This is a genomic window from Enterococcus lemanii (assembly GCF_016909125.1).
Classification (GTDB): domain Bacteria; phylum Bacillota; class Bacilli; order Lactobacillales; family Enterococcaceae; genus Enterococcus_I; species Enterococcus_I lemanii.
Genome location: NZ_JAFBFD010000038.1, coordinates 1 through 23,757, shown reverse-complemented (window position 1 = coordinate 23,757; position 23,757 = coordinate 1). Strand labels below are relative to the sequence as shown.

The window sequence follows — 23,757 nt, the reverse complement described above, 5'->3', positions numbered from 1 at the left end:
CGTGACCCTCTCTTTTTAGTTATTTTTTACTTAAGTACGCAAAAAAAGAGGAAACGATTTATTTTGCCTTATAATTTGAAACAGGTGAAAAACTAAGGCGATGGATGGGCGTTATTCCTTGTTTTTCCAACCCTATTAAGTGTTCTTTTGTGCCGTAACCTGCATTTTTTTCAAACCCATAACCGGGATATTGTTGCCCATACTCTTTCATCAAATCATCGCGATAAACTTTTGCAATGATACTAGCCGCGGCAATAGAGATACTTCGTGCATCCCCTTTAATAATTTTTTCTTGTGGAAGCGCTAGTGGTAACGTCATTGCATCAATCAATAAAAAGTCAGGTGACACTTTTAGCGCCTCAACAGCTTGAATCATTGCTTTTTTACTTGCTTGGTAAATATTGATTTGGTCAATTTCACTTGGATTAATTTGCCCAATACCAATCGCAAGAGCTTTTTCTTCAATCTCTTGTTTTAGAGCGTTTCTTTTACTTTCACTTAGTTGTTTAGAATCATTTAAGCCTAAGATTACACAATCTTTTGGTAAAATAACGGCCGCCGCGACAACCGGACCAGCTAACGGTCCACGACCAACCTCGTCAATACCAGCAATCCATTCGAAACCCTTTTGATAGGCTCCCTTTTCAAACAGTGTTTTTTCTTGAAATTGTTCAATTAATTGTCGTTGTTTTTCAAATTTCTTTTCTAACTGTGTAATTAATTTTTGAACCCCGATACGTGAATCTTTTCTTAAATTTTCGACATAAGCATCGGGTAGTTGGTCAACTTGTAACAGTTTTTCTTTGATGATTGCAATCGATTCATTTTTCGTCATCTAAAGCACTCATTTCTTCATAGCGATCAAGCGTATAGCCACCTAATTTTCCTTGTCGGACATCATATATGACTCGCTCGCTACCTCGTTCATAGTCTTCTTTAAAGCCTAATTTTTCTGTCACTTTAATTAGTAATGCCGGACCACTTAATAACAAGTCATCTTCTGATAAATGGTAGCGTTTTTGCAAAGCAGCCGGGTAATAACGGGCAAAGAATTCTAAACCATAAATCGCAATATCATCTAAATGAAGCAATTGATCTTTAATCGCTCCTGTTAAGGCTAGTTTTTTACCAATTTCTTGATCTTCAAAACGCGGCCATAATATCCCTGGTGTGTCTAGTAATTCTAAATCTTTACCTGAACGTAGCCATTGCTGGCCTTTTGTTACACCAGGTTTATTACCTGTTTGGGCAATTTTTTTACCAACTAAGCGATTCATTAAGGTCGATTTTCCGACATTAGGTATGCCTATAACCATTACCCGAATCGCTCTTGGTTTTAAGCCTTTTGCTTGATCTCGAGCAATTTTTTCTTTTAAAGCTTCTTTTGCTTTTGTATGAATTATTTTTACCGATTTGTTTTCTTGTGCATTAATTGCTTGTGTATAAAAGCCTTTTTCTGCAAAATATTTTTCCCACAACTTAATTTGCTGTGTATCCGCTAAATCAGCTTTATTAATTAAGATTAGACGAGGCTTTTGTTGCAGTAATTGGTCTAACATTGGATTTCTAGAAGATAGCGGCAAACGGGCATCCACTAACTCAAAAACAATATCGACATATTTTAATTTTTCACTAATTTCACGGCGCGCTTTCGCCATATGCCCTGGGAACCATTGGATGGTCATTTTCACTCAATTCCTATCTATTATATTTAAGGCTTTTATTTATTAGTTTATAATAGGCAACCTTATCAGCCTTTTATTTTTTGTTTAATTTTTATTCAATGTTTCGTAATTTCGTTTGGTCTTGTATCCTCTCTCTTTTGAAACAAGCAATGCCTAAAGTGCTTAGTTTAAAGTATAAATATATCGTTAGCGTTAAAAAATCAAACTATTTTGTTTTCAAGAAAAAAAGTAGGAAGCGAACTCCTACTAAAAAACGAATTGATTGTTTTTTTATGAATAGCTAAAAACGATTTATCTTTTAATTTTCTTGTTAAATCAACCGAATTCGCCAAAAAGGATAGAAAATTAGCCGAGCTTTACCGATTATATTTTCCTCAGAAATCGAACCAAAAGAACGACTATCTTTTGAAACTCGGCGATTATCACCTAGGACAAAATAACTGCCTTTACCAAGTTTTTTAACGCCCATCAATTCGTAAAATTCAAAATCGTTCGTGAAAGGAATTGCTTCATGATCTTCAGCTAAGTTTGCTTGTAAAAATTCTTCATGCACGGGCTCATCATTCACATATAATTGATTCTCTCGGTAACTGATCGTATCCCCTGGCAGACCGATCACGCGTTTAATATAAGTTGTGCCATCGTTCATTTGAAAAACAATAATGTCAAAGCGTTTAATACTGGTAAATTTTTCCATTAAGACAAAATCTCCTTGTATCAACGTATTACTCATTGAATTACCTTCTACCGGAACCGGAATCAAAACAAAACCACGAATAATTAGTGCAATGACACTGGCTGAAAGGATGTATTTAACGATTAACCAAAACGTGTCGATAATTGTATTTTCCTTCAAAGCCTACCCTCTTTTCATTGAATCATTTCCGTTAATGTTTCTAACGCTTTTTGACGCATAGGATCCGTCTTTTTCAAGTGTTGGCTCAAGCGTATTTCAATCAGACTAGCTGTCTCTTGATCAACTTCTCCTGTTACTTCTAATTGATTGTCCATTTGGAATTGTTCTACTGCTTGTTTTGTCACTAAGGAATAACTATTTTCCACGGTGGTTAAATAGCCAAGCGCTTGTAAAAATTGATTCAACGTCGAAATTTCTGCAAGTTCATCGTTTAATTTTAACGTTTGCTTCTTACTTAAAGGTATTAAATAAGCATACTCTGGAAAATCAATCACAATATCTGGTTCTAAGCCGGTTTCGTGTAACCAGTTCCCGCTTGGGGTTAACCATTTTTGAACAGTTAATTTTAACTCACTTTGATCTTGAAAGCTACTTACACTTTGAACCGTGCCTTTACCGTAAGTCGTTGTACCGACAATCGGCACATTGGCTGATTCTTTTAAAGCAGCCGCGAAAATTTCTGAAGCAGAAGCACTTCCGCCATCGACTAAAACAACAACTGGTTCTTGTACTTTAAAGCCTTGATCTAACTTTTGACTCGCCACAACTTCTCCAAGTATTTGATTTTTTAAAGAGAATTGTACAATTTTTTCGCCATCTTCTAAGAACATGCTTGCCATCTTTTCAACTTGATCAAGATAACCACCAGGATTTTGTCGCAAATCAATTAACCAAGAAGTGGCGCCTTCTTTTCTCAACTCTTCAATCATTTCTTTTAATTCTAACGCCGTATTTTGACTAAAATTGACAATCTCAATTTGACCGATGGTAGAATTTTCACTGGCTAACTGACCATAAACAGAATAGACTGGGATTACATCACGTACTACAGCAACATCAAATATTTCATCTGCTCGTTTAATTTGCAATTGTACCGATGTACCTTTTTCCCCTCGAATAAAAGAGACAATTTCTGAAAGGGGCAATCCTTTGGTTATCCGTCCATCCACTTGAAGAATTTGGTCATGTACTCTTAAGCCACTTTTTTCTGCTGGGCTATTTTTAACAGGTGATTGAGCAACTTCTGGCAAATCATCAACCAACTGCAAAGTCGCACCAATTCCTTCAAATTCGCCAGATAAGCTTGTCGTAAAACTCGCCGCTGCTTCTTGGTTTAGATAAGAAGTATATGGGTCAGCCAAAGAATCCGTCATCCCTTTTAAGGCGCCTTCAATTAAGAGATCCGAATTCACCTCTTGATAATACTCATTTTGAATCTTTGTGTATAATTGGTGGATTTTTTCTAATTCGTCACTTGACTGACTCGTTGAATAACTTGCCAGTGATGGTTTTTGAAAATAAAAAACAAGTCCCCCACTAATAATTGCCATGCAAATCAACGAGATGATGTGCCTGTGAAAAGGAATGCCTTGATCGCTCATTTTTTTCTCCTTAAGTTTCATTTTCTTCTAAAAACTTTTCCCATATTTCATCAAAAATAGCCAAACTTGCTAAATAACTTGTATTTAACTCTAAGTAATCAGAAATTTGATGATAGTCATTACTTTGTTTAGGAAATTGTAAATCTTGATGAACGTGTTGCGCTAAAAGACTTACTGCGTTTGGTTGACGTGCATCTTTAAATGTCATTAAATACTGATAAAAGGTTTTTCTCATAATGCCCAAGTATCCTTCACAAATTGGGCTCTTAATGCATGATTTCGTGCAAAGTTGTTCGGATTTTTTTTATAGTAATCTTGGTGATAAAGCTCAGCTGGATAAAAAGGTTGGGCTGGTTCGATTTTTGTGACGATTGGTGCTTGAAAACGCCCACTTGCTTCTAATGCTTGCTTACTTTTTTCTGCAATTGCTTTTTGCGTTTCATTCATATAAAAGATGACCGGACGATAACTCTCTCCACGATCTTGAAATTGGCCAAATGCATCGGTTGGATCCGTCTGTTGCCAATAAAGTTCAACCAAGTCACTAAAAGAAATCATTGTCTCATCATAAATAATCTCTACTGCTTCTGTATGCCCTGTTTTTTGGGTACAAACTTGTTCATAAGTTGGATTAGCCACGTGGCCACCAGTGTATCCTGAAATGACACTATGAATTCCCGGTAATTGATCAAATGGTTGAACCATACACCAAAAACAGCCTCCTGCAAAAATTGCTCGTTCCATTTATTTCGACTCCTTTTCAGTTGACGGTTCACTTGTTTTAGGTAAATACAAACTCACTTGAATCACATCGTCAACTAGATTTATTTTTTCACCACGAAGGTACATGCCATTTGCTAACTCAAATTGATCTAGGCGCAAAACAATCGTTTCCTCTTTAGGAACTACTTCGATCCATTCTGGTATTTGTTTATTTCGACTAAGCATATTCAACACTTGATTCAGTGGTAAACCCAGCGCTCCAAGCGATAGACTTTTCGCTTTTAATTGAATATTCCCGTTATCCATCACATATGGATCAAAATATAAGTAAAAGGTTAATGGCAAACCTAATACGTCAATTTGACCTGAAAGTAATGCCTCATTTTTCAAAACAAAAGTAAATTTTTGTTCAGAATTGGCTTGGAGTTCATCTAAATAAAAAGCAACTAGACGGTTAATTTGTTCTTTGTTACTACGGATATTTAAAACGGGCTCACTCGTACTCGACGTTGTTTGCATGGAAATATTCGTTAATTCTTCTCTTTCTTGATTGACTCGACTATAAACAAATAAAAAACTGCCTAATAAAAAGCCGCTTAATATTAAAAAAGCAATTTTCCAACCATTCACTTTTTTTATTTGAACACTTTTTTTTTCTTTCTCATTGACTTGTTCCTCATTCATCGGCTTGCTCCTTACGCAACCAGGTATTTTTGGTCATACTCATTTTTTGATAAAATTCTTTTGCAATGATTTGATAGCCGTTGTAATTTGGATGAAATTTATCGCCTTCAAACAATGCATTATTTCTTAAATCATTCAAAGAATCGGCTTCAATGGGTAATTCTTTTGAATCGTCTGTATCTAGAATTCCTTCATACAATAAATCGTTAATTGGGACAAAATATACCAATGGAAAATCTTTGGTTACTTCTTCTGATTTTTGATTCCATTCATCCACAACACTTTGCATTTCACTTACTTCAGGAAAATAAACATAAAAAGGATTATAAATACCTAATAAATAAATCGGCGCCGTTTGATTAAAGGCCCGGATTTCAGTTATCACTTCGCTTAAGTTTTTTTGATACGTTTTCCCTGGTTTTTCGAAAGTTTTTACCGTTAAACCAAAGATATTATTTTGAATGACCTTCATTAAATCATTCCCACCAACCGATAAAGTGATTATATCAGCCGTTGCTAATTTTTTTTGAATCTCTTCCTCGTTTTTAATTCTTTTTAAAACTTGATTCGTACGATTACCCGATACACCATAGTTTTTTGTTTCGATGCTTAATAATTCAAATGATTCTTGCAACTGATTGGCTACTAAAGGCACATAGCCACCTCGATTCGTCTCATCTCCAACGCCTTTAGTCAAAGAATCGCCAATTGCTACTAGTTGAATGCGCTCTTTATTGATTGTATTTGGAGTTTTACCAGCTAAATCAATCAGTCGGGCTGGTGCTTTAGGGATACTAAATGTTAACAGCCCAAATGAAACAAGCGCGACAAACAACACTCCGAAAAACTGAATAAATATTTTTTCACTTTTCACGTCATCCCTCCTCCTTACTAGATAATATCTTTGCTAATTTTAACAGATTTTTTCTTTATTTAACACCGGACAAGCTTCGTTTTAATAAAAAAACATCCTCGTTTCTTTTACCGAGGATGTTTTTGACTATTCAAAATAATACATCACTGCAAATGCGCCTTCGCCTGTATGTGTAGCGATAATTGGTGTTGTATGATACATCGTTACTGGTAGTTGCGGGAAGTTTTTCTTCAACTCGTCTTTGAACTTTTGCGCTTGTGTTGCCGCACCGGCGTATGAAATCCCAACTTGTTGAATATTCGAAATTTGTCTAATTTCATTTTGAAAATCAACAAACCATTTATCAAAGGTTTTACTACCGCGTCCTTTAACAATTGGAATTAATTCGGCATTTCTTAATTCCATGACAATACGCATATTTAAGAAACTTGATAAAACGCCTTTTGCTCGGCTAATTCGACCACCTTTAACAAGGTTGTCTAACGATGAAACAGCGATATACAATTTAGACTGTGATAAAATTTTCTTTACCTCTGCCACAACTTCTGGCAATGAATAACCCTCTTTTGCCATTTCAGCCGCTTTTATGACTGCAAAGGCTAAGGATTGATCGGTCAGGTCAGAGTCAATCACTGTCACTTTTGTTTTAGATAACTGACTTGCTTGTCTAGCTGCATCAACCGTTCCACTTAATGCTTTTGTCATATGGATTGATAATATTTCACAACCATCTTGCCCCAATTCATCATATAATTCGACAAACTTGCCGATTGGTGGTTGACTCGTTTTAGGTAGCTCTTTTGCCTGTGCCATTAAAGCCATAAATTTTTCGCCACCCAATGTTTCATCATCATTGTAAATAACACCATTAATCATGACTGATAAAGGGACAATCGAAATTTCAAGTTCTTTTGCTAACAAAGGATCCATGGTGCTAGAGGAGTCTGTTACTATCTTTAGTTTTCTCATTTTTTTCACTCTTTCTTTTAAAGCTGCAAGATTCGTGGTAGAATGAAGCAGAATCTACTATGTCATTTAGTATAACAAACAATATCTGTTTTTTCATCAATTATTCCAATTTGAGGTGTTTTTATGGAGTCAACAAAATTTACTCGCAGCTATTTAATTACCAATGAAGTTTTAAATGCTATTACACACGGAATTGCTTGTGCTTTAAGCATCGCAGGTCTCGTCATTTTACTCGTCAAAGGTGCTCGGTTAGGATCGCCTGTTCATATTGTCTCTTACGCTCTTTATGGTTCCATGATGATTTTACTTTTCTTGTTTTCCACTTTATTCCATAGTCTGATTTTTACAAAAGCCAAAAAAGTCTTCCAAGTTTTTGACCATAGTTCTATTTTTTTACTAATCGCAGGTAGTTATACGCCTTTTTGCTTGATCAGCATTCAAGGGTGGCTTGGCTGGACTTTATTTACTTTCATTTGGTTGCTCGCGGTGAGTGGCATTGTTTACAAATCCCTGACTTTACATAAAAAAGAAACCGTATCAAGAGTGTCTACTTTTATTTATATTGTGATGGGCTGGCTTTGTTTAACTGCTTTTTATCCGTTAATTCACGCACTTGGGCTCTGGGGAACGGTTTTACTTGCTGGTGGTGGTGTTGCTTATACCGTTGGCGCTTTATTTTACGGGTTAAAAAATGTACGCTTTATGCATGTTGTCTGGCATTTATTTGTGATGTTAGGCGCTGGTCTAATGTACTTTTCTGTTTTATTTTTCACCTAAATAATTCAATCAAAAAACCATCAAATCAGTTTTTCACCTGATTTGATGGTTTTTTGATGCTTACTTTCTACGTTTATAAATCTCGTAACGATGGTGATATTTGTTCTTCTCATCGACCGTTCCCTTGACGTTTGAAACTTCCTCCCATTTTGACCAATCAACTGGTGGAAAATAAGTATCCCCCTCAAAGGTTTCTTCAATAACGGTTCGATACAAACAATCATAATACGGCATAAAATCATTAAAGATAACGCCGCCCCCAATAATCATCACCATTTGGGTTTGAGTTTTAGTAAATTCCAAAACTTCTTCCACGCTATGCATAACCGTCACACCTGTTGCTTGGTAAGTTTTGTTGTTAGTTAAGACTATTGTCTCACGGTTGGGTAGGGGCTTTGATCCCATCCCCTCAAAAGTTTTTCGTCCCATTACAATTGTTTTACCAATTGTTTGCTCTTTAAAATATTTCAAATCATTTGGTAAATGCCAAGGTAAAACTTGCTCTTTACCAATTAATCCATTTAAATCTTGTGCCCATAGCGCGCCTATCATCAAATACTTCCTCCTTTATTAAACCGCAATCGGTGCTTTAATTGTCGGATGTGGATCGTAACCTTCGATTTGGATGTCAGCCATTTCAAAATCAAAAATAGAAGTTTTATTTTTGTTTAAAACCAACTTAGGTGCTTGTCGAATCGTACGCGTTAGTTGTTCTTTTATTTGCTCAATATGATTACTATACAAATGGGCATCGCCTAGTGTATGAATGAAATCACCCACTTCTAAATTCGTTTCATGTGCAATTAAATGAGTAAGTAGTGCATAACTAGCAATGTTAAATGGCACACCTAAAAAAATATCCGCACTTCGTTGATAAAGTTGACAACTTAATTTCCCATCATGAACATAAAATTGAAACATCGTATGACAAGGTGGTAATGCCATGCTTGGTACATCTTCTGGATTCCAAGCCGAAACAATTAAACGGCGAGAATTCGGATTCGTTTTGATTTGTTCAATAACATCTTTTAATTGATCAATCCAATCCCCTTTTGCCGTTTCCCAATGGCGCCACTGATAACCATAAACTTTTCCTAAATCACCATGCTTTTTTGCAAATTCATCATTGTTCAAGATTTCATCGCAAAATTTTTGTAATTCTTTTTGGTAAACTTTATTAAAGGTTTCATCTTTTAGTGCTCGCAATCCAAAATTGGTCATATCTGGACCACGGTAATCTTCACTTTTTACATAACGTTCAAAGGCCCATTCATCCCAAATATGGTTCTTGTGCGCTAATAAATAGCGAATATTTGTATCGCCTTTAATAAACCATAACAATTCACTTTTGATTAAACCAAACGGGACTCTTTTCGTTGTTAACAAAGGAAATCCCTCTTGTAAATTAAAGCGCATTTGATACCCAAATAAACTTTTCGTTCCCGTTCCTGTACGGTCCTCTTTAAAATCACCTTGTGTTAAAACTTTTTTTCCTAAATCTAAATATGCTTGTTCCACCAAAATCCTCCTTTTTAATCTGCCCACTCGCTTAAATATTCCCAACGAGTCATCTTTTCTTCTAAAACTGCTTCGGTTTGATCAATTTCTTTTTGGATTTTTTGTAATTGTGTAAAATCAGATCCTTGATGATTCATCTCTTCCGTTAGTTCTTCAATTTTTTCTTCTAAAGCGGCAATTTCATCTTCAATTGTTGCCCATTCTTTTTGTTCCATGTAGCTCAGTTTCTTTTTGATAGGTTTTTCTTTTGATTGCGGTGAAGGTATTTTACTAGTATTCATTTTTAGTTCGTTGTCTTTTTTACTTTCAAGTAAATAGTCATTAATCGAACCAAAATAGGGTGTCACCACTCCTGATCCTTCAAAAATCAAAAGTTTTTCTGCTACTTTATCTAAGAAATAGCGATCATGTGAAACCGTAATTACCGCTCCTGGGAAAGCTTGTAGATAATCTTCTAATATCGTAAGTGTATCAATATCTAAATCATTTGTTGGTTCATCTAAAATTAAAACATTGGGTTGGCCAATTAAAAGTTTTAATAAGAAGAGGCGTCGTTTTTCACCGCCGGACAGCTTACCAATTTTTGTACCGTGCATAAAACGGGGAAATAAAAAACGTTCTAACAGTTCGGCTACCCCAATTTGTGTCCCATCTTGTCGAGTAGCGGCTTCAGCAGCTTCTTGTAAATAAGCAATCATACGCTGATTTTCATCCATTTCTTCGTTTTGTTGGGTATAATAAGCCATTCGAACGGTTTCACCAATCTGCAGTTCTCCTTGATCCAATGCCAAATGCCCCACTAGCAAGTTTAATAAAGTTGACTTGCCCGCGCCGTTTTCTCCAGTAATTCCTAAACGTTCACGAGATTGAATCAATAAGTTAAAATTATCTAGAATGACTTGCGCGCCTATCTTGAAACTACCATTTTTTATTTCTAAAACTTTCTTGCCTAAACGCTGTGTCGCTAAATCGATTTCAATGTCCCCAGATTGCTTCACTTGATACAAATTTTCTTTTAAGTCTTCAAAACGGTTAATACGGGCCTGTTGTTTTGTGCCTCGTGCTTGAACTCCTGCTCTCATCCAAGCAAGTTCTTGTTTATAAAGCTGCTTACGTTTTTCTTCTTGTTCCCCTTCAACACGGGTTCGTTCCGCTTTTTCAAGGAGATAAGTTTCATAGTTTCCTACATATTCATGGATTTTGCCAAAAGCAAGTTCAAAAATCCGATTCGTCACCCGATCTAAAAAGTAACGATCGTGCGTGACCATCATTAAAGCGCCTCGATACTGTTTTAAGTAGTTTTCAAGCCATTCAATCGCCTGGTAATCCAAATGGTTCGTTGGTTCGTCTAGCAAAAGTAAATCTGGCTCATCAATTAAGACTTGTGCTAAGCCCACCCGTTTTTGTTGCCCACCGGATAATGCTCGAATTTTTTTATCTAACTGGGTAATCCCTAATTTTTGCAAGATAATTTTAGCATTCGTATCCGTTTGCCAAGCGTCTTTTTCTGTCATCGCTTCTTGAGCAAGTTCAAATTCTTTTTGTACAGCTGGATTGTCTTTTTGTAATTCAAGTTGCATTAAAGCTTCTTCATACCTTCTTACAACTTTTAACTGTTCGCTCTCGCCTTGAAATACTGCTTGTAAAACCGTTAAGTCTTCATCTAATTCTGTTTTTTGCGTCAGATACCCAACACGAAAATCTTTAGGGAAAAAAAGGGTTTGTCGATCGCCATCCCCTTTTTCTTTCCCTGATAAAATGTTTAAGAGGCTTGTTTTCCCAGTTCCATTTACACCAATCAAACCAATTCGATCGTGCGTTTGAATAAGAAAGGAGATCTGATTAAAAAGGTCTTTGTCTCCATAGGTTTTATTTAAATCAATTACTTTCAATTCTTTCAAGAAATCTTCTACTCCTAACTAATTAACTTTTCTTTCTCTTTATTTGATTAAAAAGTGTCTTTAAACATTATACTCTAAATCTAGCTGAAAATAAAAGAAAGTAAATAAGTGATTCACTATGGTCCTTTTTTAATTACTCACATAAAAAAGAAAAACCAACTGAAATCAGTGGCTACCTGCGCTGTTTCAATTTGGTTTTCTTTTTGTTTACTTTATTATTTTTTTCGTTGCTTATTTCATAAACAAATCATAGTATGCGTCCATAATTTCTTTGGTGATTTCTAAGTTTGGATAGCCGCGTTTTTCACCTCGTAGTTGAGGGATCATGACAGCAAGTGCAATCTCTGGGTCATCTGAAGGACCATAAGCTACCGCATTTAAGTTTTCTGTATCCAATAATTGCCCATCTTCAAATACTGTTGTTTCAGCTGTACCCGTTTTAGCTGAAATCGCCATTTTCGCTCCTCGTAACATTGTCCCCGTTGTATACGGATCCGTTCCTGTGACGACATCGCGAAAACCTTTTTGAATAATCGCAAGTTCTTCACTTGTTAATTCCACTTCATTTAAAATTTCTGGCTCCATTAATTCTTTTAATTCACCTAATTGTCCGTGAGTATCATTGCCATAGATTCCTTCAACTAAATGCGGTTTTAAGCGCACCCCATCGTTCGCAATCGTTGCCACATATTGGGCTAATTGGATAGGCGTATACGTATCAAACTGACCAAAAGCTAAGTCTAGAATTTTACCGCCATCATGATTTTCATCAGACAAATATTCCAGTGGCGTTTGGATACCAGTTTCTTCTCCTGGTAAATCAATCCCTGTTTCCGTTCCCATTCCGTATTGAGCCATCGCTGTTCGAAGTTTTTCAAAGGCTGTTTCTTGATATTTCATCATCGGTACTGCGATTTTAGATCCTTGATAATTGATGCCAAGTAATCTTAAAGCTATTTGAATCATGTAGGAGTTGGAAGAAATTTCTAGTGATTTTTCAGCATCTACGTAGCGATTGGCTGAGCCTGTCTTGTTAAAAATAGAAGTTTTAGGATTTGAACCTTCTAACAAGATTGGTTGATCATAGAGTGTCTCGTTCCCACTTAAAACGTGATTGTTCCAGCCAGCAGTCAACGTTGCCGCTTTGACAACAGACCCTGGTACAAAGGCTTTTTTATAAACACCAATAGTATCTTCTTGTAGTTCTGACGATTTCACGTCATGGTAATAACCAGACATCGCTAGCACGCCACCTGTTTTAGGGTTAATCGCTACGACATACGCACCAGGTGAATAATCAGCAAACCCATTATCCACTAATTTTTGAAAATTATTTTTTAAAATTTCATCCACTTTTTGTTGAAATTCAGAATGGATTGTCAGTTTGATATTATCGCCTTTTTCGCCGGCAAAACTTTCTTTAATACTTTCAATTTTCCCTTCATAATTAATCGTTATCTCTTGCTGGGCTTTTGTTCCTTGTAAAACTTCTTCATATTGTTTTTCTAAAAAACTTGTCCCCACTCGATCATTACGCGCATAACCTTTTTCGAGATAATAGTCTGCTTCTTCTGAAGGTAAACCTTGCTGCTCTGTCGAAACACGTCCTAAAATACTACGTAAGGAACTATTTTCTTCAACAACTTCCCGTCCCCAGTCCGTTCCTGTTGCTATCCCTGGTAAATCTTGGTTATTTTCTGCAATGATAGCTAACTCTTCATCCGTCACATTTTCATTTTTCACAAAAACAGTTGTCAATTCTTGTGCGCTATTCAAACGCTTAAAGATTGTTGCAACTTTTAATTCTTCAGCTGAAAAGTTAATTTCTTCATCGGATACTTGATCAACAATTAGTTGATATTCATTTGCATCGGTCTGACTCAACGCTTCTTTTGATACGCGTTTTCGTGCTGTTTCTAAATTTTCCTGATTGGCAAGCCAAGTGTCCTTTAAATCTCTTGGCGTCAAATTTTCATCAATTTCTATCGTAATTTTTTGATTCAAATTTTGAGCTAATTCCAATAAATCACGGGCTTCCATATTTAGCCCTCTTGTAAAAACAATTGCTGGTTTTGAATTATTTTGAACTAAAACTTTCCCAGTTGAGTCATAGATCATCCCTCTTGGTGTACTTATTTCAATTTTTCGAACAGAAGAGGCCTTGATTTTGCCTTCTAATTGTTCGCTATTCACAATTTGCAAATAGCCTAGCTGAATAATTAAAGAGACAAATAAAGCAAATATAATAAAAAATAATAAGTTTAATCGAAAAGGGATATGTGATTTATTTTTATTTTTTAATGCTTGGTCATCCGGGGTATTGCTAGAAAGATAATCTTTAAATATTTTCATTAATCTAGTTATTCCTTTCGTGTATCGCTAATACTACCCATTTTACCAAAAAAAAGAACACTTTGCCTAAATTTCGTTAGAATAAATAAAAATTTTAGATTCTCTCAATTGTTTCACGAGTCGGACACTCTACAAAACAAAAACTTATTCCCCTGCTTTTAAAACAACGAAATTACCAATTTCAATTCTTCTAACCTGTGAAACATTAATTTTTTATTTTCATCTGTGGAAAAAACAAGTTGCCTAGCGAATTAAAATCGCTTACTTATATTTGGTACTGGCGCCATTGCAAAAAAAGAAGCGATCACTTGAGCGCTTCTTTTTTATCTATTATTATTTTGCCGAAACAAAAATTTCGTTTGCTTTCTTCCAATCCACTAAGTTCCAAAATGCTTCAACATAGCTTGGACGTAAGTTTTTGTATTTTAAGTAGTAAGCATGTTCCCAAACGTCAATTCCAACAATCGGTACGCCACCGTCCATAATTGGAGAATCTTGGTTAGGTGTAGAAACCACTTCTAATTTTCCATCTTTTAAAGCTAACCAAGCCCAACCAGAACCAAATCGAGTTGCCGCTGCTGCTTTGAATTTTTCTTGGAAAGATTCGAAACTACCAAAAGTCGCATCAATCGCTTCTTTTAACTCACCTACTGGCTCTCCACCAGCATTTGGTGCCATAATATTCCAAAAGAAAGTATGGTTTGCATGACCGCCACCATTATTACGAACCGCCGTACGAATATCTTCTGGAATTACATCCATATTCGCAATTAATTCTTCAATTGATTTTTCGCCTAGCTCAGGGTGTTTTTCAATTGCTGCGTTTAAGTTCGTTACATAAGCATTGTGATGTTTCTCATGGTGTAAGTGCATTGTATCCACATCAATATGAGGTTCTAAAGCATCGTAAGCATAAGGTAGTGCTGGTAATTGGTAAGTCATGTAAAATTCCTCCTAATTAGTTATCTTTACATGTTTAAGACTATCAAATATTTTCGATTACGGCAAAAAATATGCTTATCTTTTTTTAATTATTCTTTTCGTTTTTTGAAAACTAGCCATTTACTAAATAAGAAATTGGCGACAATTACGAAAAACTGTGAAATTAATTTAGCAAAATAATCACCAAACTTCAAATAGTCAATCATTACAATTAAACTTCCCATGTCTAAACCAAAAGATAACAAACGGTAAAAAATAAATTTAAAGAGTTCTTGAAGCGTTGTTTGCCAACGTTTGTCATTTGAACCAAATACCCACTTTTTATTTGTAATGAATGCAAAAACAACTGAAAGTAGCCAAGAAATTGTATTAGAAACAACTAAATTTAATGCCAATAAATCTTTTGTCACATAAAAAACCAAAAAATTGACGACCGTCGTTAGAACGCCAAAGATTAGATACAGACTGATTTCTTTTAGTTGTTTCTGTTGATTCAAAGTTTTCATAGTGATATTTCACCTTTCTTTTCATTCTTTTTTATTTCAGGGTTGTTAAACGTTAGCCACTCAGCTAGAATATAGCTTGAACGAAATCATACCTAGGAGAACAGACATGTCTTATCTTAAATTATTCAAAAAATCTTTTTTTCAGTTTCAAGATTTACAACAAGCAAAAAAAATAATTTTAGCTAAAGTAGTTGGTCATTTAACCTTACTTAGCTTTATTTTAGCTATCCCAATTACTGTGCAGACGATGGCCATTTTCCAATCCGTTCAACAAGACGCACAAGAAATTGCACAAATGATTCCAAATTTTACGATTCAAGATGGGAATTTATCTGTTGATTCAAAAGAAAAGGGCTTTATTTATCAAACCGATTCAATTATTTTCACCTTTGACCCTGATGAAAAAAGAACAGCAGAAGAAGTTGAACAAGATTTAGTTGGTAATTTTTTTAGTATTGGTTTGTTAAAGAATCAAATTATTATTATTTTACCTGCAAGTGAAAATCTTACCACGCTTTTAGGCTCAAATCAATTAAAAATTCCTTATTCAAATCCCGCATTATCTGGCTTAAATGGCGCAGACTTACGAGCAAGTCTACAAAACAATCAACTTCCTTGGTGGATTATCCCTTTGACGTTATCAATTGCTATTTATCCAACTTTTCTTAGCATGATTTTCACCACACTCATGACAACTTTAATTGCAAATTTATACTTGAATTTCAGACGGATAAAACCGCACTTCCTAGATACTTATAAAGTCTTGGTCTTCGCAAGTACTTTACCAGTTATTTTAGCTGCGTGTGTTAGTTATTTCGCTCCAGGATTTGCAACAGATACGTTTATTATGATGGCAAGCTTCTTTATCTTCACTTTATCTTTAAAGCGGCCACAAGAAAAAAACAGCTAAAATAATATAATACATAAAAATCGCAAGCCTGTCACTTTTAGACAAGCTTGCGATTTTTATCGATTTCGTTAAATTTCTTTAAAAATAAAGGCTGGTTCTTTTAACTGCTCATTGTAATCTACTGTTAAGTCATAACCTTTAAAGAACCATTCGTCGTTTTCTTCAATAAAAAATAAAATACCATTAATTGTCTCTGAAAAAAGTGGATTTTCTGGCGAATCAACCGACATCCCTACTGAAAAACCTTCATGAACTTGCGTTTTTCCGTAAACTTTTCCAAAGAAACGAATCCCTTGATTTTCGCCCAAATTAATTTCTTCTTTAAACCAAGCTAAGACTTGTGGTGTAATTGTTAATTTCATATTGGCACCCCATATAATTTATTTGTTAATTTTATCATCTAGCATATCAACATCTTCTGAAGCCCCAATTACAAGTAAGTTATCCGATTCTTTTATTACTTCCGATGCATCTGGTGATACGACCACTTTGCCACTTCCTCGGCGAATCGCAACAATTGTCAAACCAAATTTTTGTCTAAAGTTTAAATCAATTAATGATTTATTAAAAAAGCGAGGGTTTGTCACTCGTATTTCTGCTAAGGTAAACTCATCTGATAGTTCAATAAATTCAAGAATATTTTTTGAAACTAAATTATGAGCAATTCTTACCCCCATATCCCTTTCAGGATGGACAACCTTATCTGCACCAATCTTTTCTAATACTCGGGCGTGGTATTCATTTTGGGCTTTAGCCAGAACGTTTGGTACCCCCATTTCTTTTACCATCAGCGTCACTAAAATACTCGCTTGAATATCTTCGCCAATTGCGATAATTACATGATCAAAGTTTCGAATGCCTAATGAGCGTAGGGTCATTTCATCTTGAGCGTTACCAACAACGGCATGCGTCGCAATATTCATAAACTCGTTTACTCGGTCTTCATTGCTGTCAATTACTAGAACTTCTTGACCTGATTCTACTAAAGAACGACAAATACTTCCACCAAAACGTCCTAAACCAATAATTGCATAATTTTGTTTCATAGTTTTTTCTCCTTAGTTAAATGACAATATGATGTTTAAATGCATAAATTGCAGCTTGCGTACGATCTTCGACTTCTAACTTAGCCAATATATTTGAAACGTGCGTCTTGACTGTTTTCAGCGTAATAAATAATGTATCCGCAATTTCTTGATTACTCATTCCTTGCGCAATTAGTTGTAAGACTTCTGATTCTCGATTGGTTAACTCTTCGTGCAATTCTTTTACGGGATACTTTGCTCGATGAACAATTTTTGTCGTTACTTCTGGTTCAAGCACTTGCTCACCGCGATCAGTTGCCCGAATCGCATTGGCAATCTCCTTGGCAGTGGATGTTTTTAATAAATACCCACTGGCTCCTGCTTGAATAGCAGGGTAAACTTTTTCGTCATCAATAAAACTTGTCACAATTAAAATTTTAGCTTCCGGCCAATCGGCTAAAATTTTTTTAGTTGACTCAATGCCATCCATCACTTCCATGACTAAATCCATTAAAATTACATCTGGTCGCAATGACAATGCCTTTTCATAGCCAATTAGACCATTTTCTGCTTCACCGACTACTTCAATATCTTCTTGCACCAACAAATAAGAAGATACCCCTAACCTGACCATTTCGTGATCATCCACTAACAATACTTTTATCATCTATTTTTCTCCTCCTCCAATCAAAGGAATCTTGACTTCAACGCTTGTTCCTTGCTTTGGAAAACTAATAATTTTCAGAGAGCCACCAACCCCAGTCACTCTCTCGCGGATATTTAATAATCCGTAGCTTCCAGCTTTTGTTCCTTGTAGCGCGACGTCAAAGCCAACACCATCATCAATTACTCGTAACAAAACGTTTTGATCAACCTCGCGTAAAAACACTTCTAATTCAGAAGATTTTGCATGTCTTAATGTATTTGACAGCAACTCTTGTACCACTCGAAATAATTGGTCTTCAATTTGAACAGGAATCGCAAATTCTTCAATTTCCCATTTCAAACGAATATTGACTTTTGTTTGTAACTCTTGTAGTAATTGTTCAATTCCTTGTTTTAATGTTTTTTCTTCTAAAGAAACTGGACGCAAGTGTAATAACAGCGCACGCATTTCAGACTGTGCAGCATTTACGACATCTGCGACTAGGATTAGCTGCTTTCTTTGCTTTTCCGTTAAATCCATATTTTCTGCTTGTTCGTTTAATGCTGCTAACATCATCATTGCAGCAAAAAGTTGTTGTGAAACAGAATCATGTAATTCTCTAGCCAAGCGATGTCGTTCACTTTCTAAAATTTCTTCTTTGGAAATACCATTTAGCAATTGTGGACGACTATTTAACTGCTGAAGTTCAGTGTAAATTTCGCGCATTTTCATTCGAATCATATAAAGATCATTATCCATTTCAAAAAGGGTTGCATTTGAACTAGCAGTAGGCATGTTTTTTTCTAAAATAGGGTTATCAATATTTCCACCTGCCAAAAGACGCAACTTTTCTTCAATTGGCAACAGTAAATGTCGTTGGTAAATACTAAGAAAAAGATAAACCGAACTACCAACGAAGAACGCTAGAAAAAGAAAGTAAAAAAGAAAGGGTAAGGAAAATAAGCGAATCTGAAAAAAAACAAGCCACCATCTTTCAACCCCAGCCGCAATCCAATATGTTCCTAATAACAAAAAAAACAGCAAGAGGACAATTAAAGCAGCATAAATCGAAATAAACAATTTCGGATTTTTTCTTATCATATATAAATTACCTCAATTTCCCCGACTAGGCAACTAACAATAATCTTTATTTGTCGAGAGCTTGAAGCAAAATCATTGCTATAAACACTAAAACGTTGATTAAATATCTCAATTTTCTCATCAGCAATACTAACGCTTCCTGCTAATAAATTACAGTCAAGATACACACCAATTCCAGCTGGAACTAAAATTCGTGTACGGCCCACTCCTTTTCTTAACACGATATAATTTTCTTGTTTAGGCAAAAGTGTATTACCTAAATCGATAATTGTATCGCCACCACCAATTAGTAAATTTATATTGTCCCATTCATAGACGTTTGTGCCGATACGGCGATTCCCAAAAAGCGGCTCTTTATTTAATTTCCCACTATGGTCTTCGGGTTGTTTCGTTGTTATCATCCATAGCTTTTTTTTCAAGTAAGAAAAAGGTTGATTTGTCGATAACCCCGCCCATTCTAATCCTTTTAAACTGATGAATAAAACTGCTAATATTAGCATAAACCAAATAGCTGGCAGACTTAATAAGCTAAAAACAATCAAAAACCAACTAATGATAAAAAAAAGATGTCCTTTTCCGCCAAATCCTTTTCGTTTTTGGGCTACAAATAACAAGAAAAAACCCGCCAACATCCCCATCAATAATGGAAGATTGTTCATCAATTGCCACAACAAATAAATCGCTAATAATCCTTCAAGCATCAGAAAAAAACGCCATGATTTACCCAATTAAGTATCTCCTTATTTATTTACTTAAGGTTTTTATCTTCCGACTTATAGAGGAGAACCTTACAAACCTTTTATCATTTTTTTGATATTTCAAAAATATTTTAATCAAATAATGTGAATTTTCCACATCTTATATGCTTGTTTTTTTTCCTACACTTGTCTTTGTCTATTTTACCAGTTTCTTGTTTTTTTTCATCCATCTTTAGCATGATTTCACGACAATTTTTAGTTTAAAATAAAAAAATAGGAAGCCGATCGAAGAGGTTTGTCAAAACACTCTCTTAAAATCGCTACCTATTTATTGTATTTTTATTTTACGCTTACAATTTTAACTTGCATATCGCCACCAGGAGTAGAAATTGAAACTTCTTCGCCAATTTTTTTACCAATTAACGCTCGTGCAATCGGAGAATCATTCGAAATTTTGCCAGCAAATGGATCTGCTTCAGCACTTCCGACAATGGTATACTCCTCCTCGTCTCCATCAGGTAATTCTATAAAAGTTACTGTTTTACCAATAGAAACCTCGTCTTGATCCACATTATTATTATCAATAATTTGTGCAAAACGAATCATATTTTCAAGTGTTGTAATACGACCTTCAACAAAAGCTTGTTCGTCTTTTGCGGACTCATATTCAGAGTTCTCTGAAAGATCACCAAAACTACGGGCGATTTTAATTCGCTCAATGATTTCGCCGCGTTTCACTGTTTTTAATTCTTCTAATTCCTGTTCTAATTTTTCTTTTCCTTCCAAAGTCATTGGATATACTTTTTCTACCATCGATAAATCTCCTTATAATTCAATCATTTAATATTTTCAGTCTTTTCAAAGCACGTTTCCTGATTTGCCAGTCAATAGACAAATAAAGATGGTAACCATTTGCTTGAATCCACAAAAGGTTACCATTTTTTTTGTTAATTGTAAACCACTTATTGCGTTTTATTCACGTATTGTTCAACCAAAACGTTATGCTCTTCAAGCGTACTCGAGAAATAAACCGCCCCGGTCGCTAAATCTGCTACAAAATAATAATAATCATTTGCTGTAGGTTCCAAGACTGCTTGAATCGCCATTTCCCCTGGGCTATTAAACGGGCCGGGGCCAAATCCTTTATTTACATATAGATTATATGGTGAGTCCACTGCCGTATCTTCGTAAGTAACCAGTTCTTTATGTACGCCTAAAGCATACAAAATTGAAATATCCGATTGCAGTGGCATATCAACGGCTAAGCGATTAAAGAAAACTTGCGCAATTAATCGACGATCTTCTTCTGTTACCCCTTCTTTTTCGACAAGTGAGGCTAGGGTTAAAATTTCATGGACGTTCCAATCGCTTTCTTCAATTTGCTCATAATAACTAGACATTACTTCATTCGTCTTTGCTACCATTTGCGTGACAAAACTTTCTAAAGTCATACTCTCAAAATAATCATACGTTGCAGGGAATAAGTAGCCTTCTAATGCATAACGAACGTCTTTTTCTTGCACCACGTCTGTTAGAAGCGCTGGATATTTTTGTTCAAGTTTCGTCAAAAATGTCGCATCTTCCATTAATTTTAGAAATGCTTCTTTTGAAAATGCGGTTTCTGCTGCAACAGCTTCGGCAATTTGAGTCAAGTCAAAGCCTTCCGGAATCGTCACACGGGCATCTGCTTGATCTGCTGCTAAGCCCCCTGTTTTCAAAATATCACCAATTTGATTTAATGTCATGCTCGGTGAAAACTGATAGCGTCCCGCTTGAAACCCACTTAGGTTATTAAATTTCGTATAAAAATTAAAAATGGTCCCATCTTTAATAATTTCATTTTCTTCTAAAATTTTCCCAATCGCTTTATTAGAAGAACCGATTGGAATTTCAACAAAGACAATTTCTTTATCTTCGGAGTCTAAAGGCTGTAAACTGGTTGCGATGTAACGATAAGCATAAAATCCACCAGAGATTAATGCCACAATCACAATTAAAACAATAACCGAGACGATTCGATTGACTAATTTATCTTCTTGATAACGATTTTTCTTTTTTGCACTTCTTAAACCATTGCGGCTCTTGTGGACGATTGGTCCTTTTTGTTTCGGAGATTGACTACGAGCACCCACCGATTCTACTTTTTTCTCTTCATTTTCGGGCTGTTCAGACAAAAAACTCACCTAACTTTCATTCCTATTTACTTGCGTTATTATACACGAAAGTCCAGTCGAAGGAACTAATTGCCTACTTCTGTCTTAAGTAATTAATAATAACTTAAATATTACTACAGTTATTTTATCAAATTCAGATATTTCATCATCCATCACTTATTTACGGTATTTTTTACCAGTTCAAGATGATAATCGAGAAGAAATACTGAATGGTTGTTCGTAATTCATTCTATCGGTTTTCGAGTTATCCACAGTAACCCTCATACCGAATAGCATTCATCGCCCATCTAATAAGAAGATGGGCGACTTTTGTCTAGTTCAGTTAACTATTTTTAATTTAATTGGTTGTTCTCAAATCGCCAAGCATCTCGACACATTTCGGCAATTCCTTTTTCTGCTACAAAATGCAACTCTTCTTTTGCTTTACTTGCATCAGAATAACAAGTAGCAATGTCACCTGCGCGTCTTGCAACGATTTCAAACGGAACGTTTACATGATTTACTGCTTCAAATGTTTGAATCAATTCCAACACCGAAGTCCCTTTTCCTGTTCCTAAATTATAAATGTGCACTCCTTTTGTTAAGTGCTCTAAAGCAGCCACGTGTCCTTTAGCTAAATCAACAACGTGAATATAATCTCTGACGCCCGTACCGTCTACTGTATCATAATCATCACCAAATACATTTAATTTTGACAACTCGCCTTTAGCAACTTTTGTGATATAAGGCATTAAATTGTTTGGAATACCATTAGGGTTTTCCCCAATCAAACCACTTTCATGCGCACCAATTGGATTAAAATAACGTAACAATGAAATTTCAAACGCGGGACGGGCATGACCAACATCGCTTAAAATTCTTTCACACATTGCTTTTGTCTCCCCGTAAGGATTCGTTGTTTTCTTCAATTCAAAGTGTTCCATAAGTGGTGATTCTTGGTCGCCATACACAGTGGCCGAAGAACTAAAAACAAACTTGTGAACAGCATGTTCGCGACACAATTGCGTTAAAGTCATCGTTGAAATTAAATTATTTTGATAATACTCTAATGGTTTTTCAACCGATTCTCCAACAGCTTTTAGACCAGCAAAATGAATCACACCGTCAAATTGATGTTGTTGGAATACTTCACTCATTTTTTCATAATTCGTCACATCATATGGATAAAAAGGAATGGTTTCGTTTGTGATTCCTTCTAAAATAGTTAAAACGTCAATTTTGGCATTCACCAAATTGTCAACAATGACCACTTCATGTTTTTTGGCGATCAATTCAATTGTTGTATGGCTGCCAATAAAGCCCAAACCACCTGTTACTAAAATTTTCAATTTATTCACTCCTCAATTTGTTATCTTTTTAACTCTGAATATTAAAAACTCACCTTCAATATTATAGCATAGACCACACGAGATAAAAGAACTCTTTGCAAAAAATTGAAGAGGGCTATAAACAAAAGCGTACGATAACATTTGCGCAGCTTGGCTCAAATATTATCGTACGTTCAAATCATTTTATTTAACTAAAGAAACAGTTTTCACCAACGAGGCGTTTCACATCAAAAGGTTGTGCTTTAACTAATGATTTTGGATTAAATTTTTCCTGGTCAATTAATTCACAATGTTTGACTTCCACAATAACGTAATCTTCTCGAATATCTTTTACTTTCCCTACAAAAGGGCGTTTAAAATCCTTTGTCTTTACTTCATAGCATTCTCCAACTAGTAATTCATTCAACATCCAAGTGACCCCCTCTTTTTCTATACTCTATTCATAACATGTATTGCTAAAAAATACAAGTTTATTTTGCTGAAAAAATCTAGTTTGTGAAAAATAAAATATGAAAATAAAAAAGTTGAGGCGTTTTATACTCCTCAACTTTTTTGGGTCTATAATATTTGGTGTTGTTACTAAGAAATTGGTAAGAACACCCTTTTTCTTTCTATAACAAAAAAGCATCTGTTTCCCTTATAATTA

The 23,757-nt window shown here is 35.3% G+C and carries 26 protein-coding genes; 2 read left to right on the top strand and 24 right to left on the bottom strand.

Annotated elements, in window-relative coordinates; translation table 11 throughout:
• Positions 1-58: 58 nt before the first annotated feature.
• The 9 genes from JOD14_RS10680 to JOD14_RS10640 all read right to left on the bottom strand — a co-directional run bounded on the left by JOD14_RS10680 (position 59) and on the right by JOD14_RS10640 (position 7,233).
• Positions 59-835: a ribonuclease HII gene (locus JOD14_RS10680; RefSeq protein WP_204654782.1), complete on the bottom strand. Its 777-nt coding sequence runs from the start codon at positions 833-835 to the stop codon at positions 59-61.
• Entirely contained in the window at positions 822-1,685 is an 864-nt protein-coding gene (ylqF, locus tag JOD14_RS10675) for a ribosome biogenesis GTPase YlqF (RefSeq protein WP_204654781.1), read from the bottom strand. The genes JOD14_RS10680 and ylqF overlap by 14 nt, the downstream gene beginning before the upstream one ends.
• 310 nt (positions 1,686-1,995) lie before the next feature.
• Entirely contained in the window at positions 1,996-2,541 is a 546-nt protein-coding gene (lepB, locus tag JOD14_RS10670; RefSeq protein ID WP_204654780.1) for a signal peptidase I, read from the bottom strand.
• 14 nt (positions 2,542-2,555) lie between these two features.
• Positions 2,556-3,983, bottom strand: coding sequence for a S41 family peptidase (locus tag JOD14_RS10665; protein ID WP_204654779.1), 1,428 nt, complete (start codon positions 3,981-3,983; stop codon positions 2,556-2,558).
• Between the two features lie 10 nt (positions 3,984-3,993).
• Positions 3,994-4,218 (bottom strand): YozE family protein, encoded by a 225-nt coding sequence (locus tag JOD14_RS10660; RefSeq protein WP_204654778.1) that lies wholly within the window; start codon positions 4,216-4,218, stop codon positions 3,994-3,996.
• A complete protein-coding gene (gene msrA / locus JOD14_RS10655) occupies positions 4,215-4,727 on the bottom strand; it encodes a peptide-methionine (S)-S-oxide reductase MsrA (protein WP_204654777.1) in 513 nt (170 codons plus the stop codon). The genes JOD14_RS10660 and msrA overlap by 4 nt, the downstream gene beginning before the upstream one ends.
• Positions 4,728-5,390 carry a YpmS family protein gene (locus JOD14_RS10650; protein WP_204654776.1) on the bottom strand — a complete coding sequence of 221 codons (663 nt, stop codon included), beginning with the start codon at positions 5,388-5,390 and terminating at the stop codon, positions 4,728-4,730. It lies immediately after the preceding gene.
• The gene (locus JOD14_RS10645) at positions 5,383-6,264 is read right to left on the bottom strand and encodes a GDSL-type esterase/lipase family protein (protein ID WP_204654775.1); all 882 of its coding nucleotides are present in this window, start codon (positions 6,262-6,264) and stop codon (positions 5,383-5,385) included. Before JOD14_RS10645 ends, JOD14_RS10650 begins: the two co-directional genes overlap by 8 nt.
• Before the next feature lie 126 nt (positions 6,265-6,390).
• Complete coding sequence (locus tag JOD14_RS10640) at positions 6,391-7,233, bottom strand: DegV family protein (RefSeq protein ID WP_204654774.1); 843 nt, start codon at positions 7,231-7,233, stop codon at positions 6,391-6,393.
• 123 nt (positions 7,234-7,356) lie between these two features.
• Between JOD14_RS10640 and trhA the strand changes: the two genes are divergently transcribed.
• A complete protein-coding gene (trhA, locus tag JOD14_RS10635; RefSeq protein ID WP_204654773.1) occupies positions 7,357-8,010 on the top strand; it encodes a PAQR family membrane homeostasis protein TrhA in 654 nt (217 codons plus the stop codon).
• 60 nt (positions 8,011-8,070) lie between these two features.
• Here trhA and JOD14_RS10630 read toward each other — a convergent pair whose 3' ends face one another.
• The 6 genes from JOD14_RS10630 to JOD14_RS10605 all read right to left on the bottom strand — a co-directional run bounded on the left by JOD14_RS10630 (position 8,071) and on the right by JOD14_RS10605 (position 15,229).
• Positions 8,071-8,562 carry a dihydrofolate reductase gene (locus JOD14_RS10630; protein ID WP_204654772.1) on the bottom strand — a complete coding sequence of 164 codons (492 nt, stop codon included), beginning with the start codon at positions 8,560-8,562 and terminating at the stop codon, positions 8,071-8,073.
• Positions 8,563-8,580: 18 nt separating this feature from the next.
• On the bottom strand, positions 8,581-9,528 hold the full coding sequence (locus JOD14_RS10625) for a thymidylate synthase (protein WP_204654771.1): 948 nt from the start codon (positions 9,526-9,528) through the stop codon (positions 8,581-8,583).
• Positions 9,529-9,542: 14 nt separating this feature from the next.
• On the bottom strand, positions 9,543-11,429 hold the full coding sequence (locus JOD14_RS10620; protein WP_204654770.1) for an ABC-F family ATP-binding cassette domain-containing protein: 1,887 nt from the start codon (positions 11,427-11,429) through the stop codon (positions 9,543-9,545).
• A 231-nt stretch (positions 11,430-11,660) separates the two neighbouring features.
• Entirely contained in the window at positions 11,661-13,781 is a 2,121-nt protein-coding gene (locus JOD14_RS10615; protein ID WP_204654769.1) for a peptidoglycan D,D-transpeptidase FtsI family protein, read from the bottom strand.
• 333 nt (positions 13,782-14,114) lie between these two features.
• Complete coding sequence (locus JOD14_RS10610) at positions 14,115-14,723, bottom strand: superoxide dismutase (protein ID WP_204654768.1); 609 nt, start codon at positions 14,721-14,723, stop codon at positions 14,115-14,117.
• 89 nt (positions 14,724-14,812) lie between these two features.
• Entirely contained in the window at positions 14,813-15,229 is a 417-nt protein-coding gene (locus JOD14_RS10605; RefSeq protein WP_204654767.1) for a GtrA family protein, read from the bottom strand.
• A gap of 106 nt (positions 15,230-15,335) precedes the next feature.
• Here JOD14_RS10605 and JOD14_RS10600 point away from each other — a divergent pair, with 106 nt between their 5' ends.
• Positions 15,336-16,139, top strand: a complete 804-nt coding sequence (locus JOD14_RS10600) for a DUF1189 domain-containing protein (RefSeq protein WP_204654766.1) — start codon at positions 15,336-15,338, stop codon at positions 16,137-16,139.
• 68 nt (positions 16,140-16,207) lie between these two features.
• Here JOD14_RS10600 and JOD14_RS10595 read toward each other — a convergent pair whose 3' ends face one another.
• The 9 genes from JOD14_RS10595 to JOD14_RS10555 all read right to left on the bottom strand — a co-directional run bounded on the left by JOD14_RS10595 (position 16,208) and on the right by JOD14_RS10555 (position 23,520).
• Entirely contained in the window at positions 16,208-16,501 is a 294-nt protein-coding gene (locus tag JOD14_RS10595) for a HesB/YadR/YfhF family protein (RefSeq protein ID WP_204654765.1), read from the bottom strand.
• Positions 16,502-16,519: 18 nt separating this feature from the next.
• Entirely contained in the window at positions 16,520-17,185 is a 666-nt protein-coding gene (locus JOD14_RS10590) for a potassium channel family protein (RefSeq protein WP_204654764.1), read from the bottom strand.
• Positions 17,186-17,201: 16 nt separating this feature from the next.
• Positions 17,202-17,831 carry a response regulator transcription factor gene (locus JOD14_RS10585; RefSeq protein WP_204654763.1) on the bottom strand — a complete coding sequence of 210 codons (630 nt, stop codon included), beginning with the start codon at positions 17,829-17,831 and terminating at the stop codon, positions 17,202-17,204.
• Positions 17,832-18,911 (bottom strand): sensor histidine kinase, encoded by a 1,080-nt coding sequence (locus tag JOD14_RS10580; protein WP_204654762.1) that lies wholly within the window; start codon positions 18,909-18,911, stop codon positions 17,832-17,834.
• Complete coding sequence (liaF, locus tag JOD14_RS10575) at positions 18,908-19,639, bottom strand: cell wall-active antibiotics response protein LiaF (RefSeq protein WP_204654761.1); 732 nt, start codon at positions 19,637-19,639, stop codon at positions 18,908-18,910. The genes JOD14_RS10580 and liaF overlap by 4 nt, the downstream gene beginning before the upstream one ends.
• A 309-nt stretch (positions 19,640-19,948) precedes the next feature.
• Entirely contained in the window at positions 19,949-20,422 is a 474-nt protein-coding gene (greA, locus tag JOD14_RS10570) for a transcription elongation factor GreA (protein ID WP_204654760.1), read from the bottom strand.
• Between the two features lie 149 nt (positions 20,423-20,571).
• Complete coding sequence (gene mltG / locus JOD14_RS10565; RefSeq protein WP_239576180.1) at positions 20,572-21,783, bottom strand: endolytic transglycosylase MltG; 1,212 nt, start codon at positions 21,781-21,783, stop codon at positions 20,572-20,574.
• 332 nt (positions 21,784-22,115) lie between these two features.
• Positions 22,116-23,111, bottom strand: coding sequence for a UDP-glucose 4-epimerase GalE (gene galE, locus JOD14_RS10560; RefSeq protein WP_204654758.1), 996 nt, complete (start codon positions 23,109-23,111; stop codon positions 22,116-22,118).
• Between the two features lie 187 nt (positions 23,112-23,298).
• Positions 23,299-23,520, bottom strand: coding sequence for a transcription antitermination protein (locus tag JOD14_RS10555; RefSeq protein WP_204654757.1), 222 nt, complete (start codon positions 23,518-23,520; stop codon positions 23,299-23,301).
• Positions 23,521-23,757 lie beyond the last annotated feature (237 nt).

Bases quoted from the DNA above. Each gene is read 5' to 3' on its own strand.
- JOD14_RS10660 (WP_204654778.1), bottom strand. From the start codon at position 4,218: ATGAGAAAAACCTTTTATCAGTATTTAATGACATTTAAAGATGCACGT.
- JOD14_RS10680 (WP_204654782.1), bottom strand. From the start codon at position 835: ATGACGAAAAATGAATCGATTGCAATCATCAAAGAAAAACTGTTACAA.
- JOD14_RS10610 (WP_204654768.1), bottom strand. From the start codon at position 14,723: ATGACTTACCAATTACCAGCACTACCTTATGCTTACGATGCTTTAGAA.
- trhA (WP_204654773.1), top strand. From the start codon at position 7,357: ATGGAGTCAACAAAATTTACTCGCAGCTATTTAATTACCAATGAAGTT.
- JOD14_RS10555 (WP_204654757.1), bottom strand. From the start codon at position 23,520: ATGTTGAATGAATTACTAGTTGGAGAATGCTATGAAGTAAAGACAAAG.
- JOD14_RS10640 (WP_204654774.1), bottom strand. From the start codon at position 7,233: ATGAGAAAACTAAAGATAGTAACAGACTCCTCTAGCACCATGGATCCT.
- JOD14_RS10595 (WP_204654765.1), bottom strand. From the start codon at position 16,501: ATGAAATTAACAATTACACCACAAGTCTTAGCTTGGTTTAAAGAAGAA.
- ylqF (WP_204654781.1), bottom strand. From the start codon at position 1,685: ATGACCATCCAATGGTTCCCAGGGCATATGGCGAAAGCGCGCCGTGAA.
- JOD14_RS10615 (WP_204654769.1), bottom strand. From the start codon at position 13,781: ATGAAAATATTTAAAGATTATCTTTCTAGCAATACCCCGGATGACCAA.
- JOD14_RS10665 (WP_204654779.1), bottom strand. From the start codon at position 3,983: ATGAGCGATCAAGGCATTCCTTTTCACAGGCACATCATCTCGTTGATT.
- JOD14_RS10590 (WP_204654764.1), bottom strand. From the start codon at position 17,185: ATGAAACAAAATTATGCAATTATTGGTTTAGGACGTTTTGGTGGAAGT.
- JOD14_RS10650 (WP_204654776.1), bottom strand. From the start codon at position 5,390: ATGAATGAGGAACAAGTCAATGAGAAAGAAAAAAAAAGTGTTCAAATA.
- greA (WP_204654760.1), bottom strand. From the start codon at position 20,422: ATGGTAGAAAAAGTATATCCAATGACTTTGGAAGGAAAAGAAAAATTA.
- msrA (WP_204654777.1), bottom strand. From the start codon at position 4,727: ATGGAACGAGCAATTTTTGCAGGAGGCTGTTTTTGGTGTATGGTTCAA.
- JOD14_RS10580 (WP_204654762.1), bottom strand. From the start codon at position 18,911: ATGATAAGAAAAAATCCGAAATTGTTTATTTCGATTTATGCTGCTTTA.
- JOD14_RS10630 (WP_204654772.1), bottom strand. From the start codon at position 8,562: ATGATAGGCGCGCTATGGGCACAAGATTTAAATGGATTAATTGGTAAA.
- JOD14_RS10605 (WP_204654767.1), bottom strand. From the start codon at position 15,229: ATGAAAACTTTGAATCAACAGAAACAACTAAAAGAAATCAGTCTGTAT.
- JOD14_RS10600 (WP_204654766.1), top strand. From the start codon at position 15,336: ATGTCTTATCTTAAATTATTCAAAAAATCTTTTTTTCAGTTTCAAGAT.
- JOD14_RS10585 (WP_204654763.1), bottom strand. From the start codon at position 17,831: ATGATAAAAGTATTGTTAGTGGATGATCACGAAATGGTCAGGTTAGGG.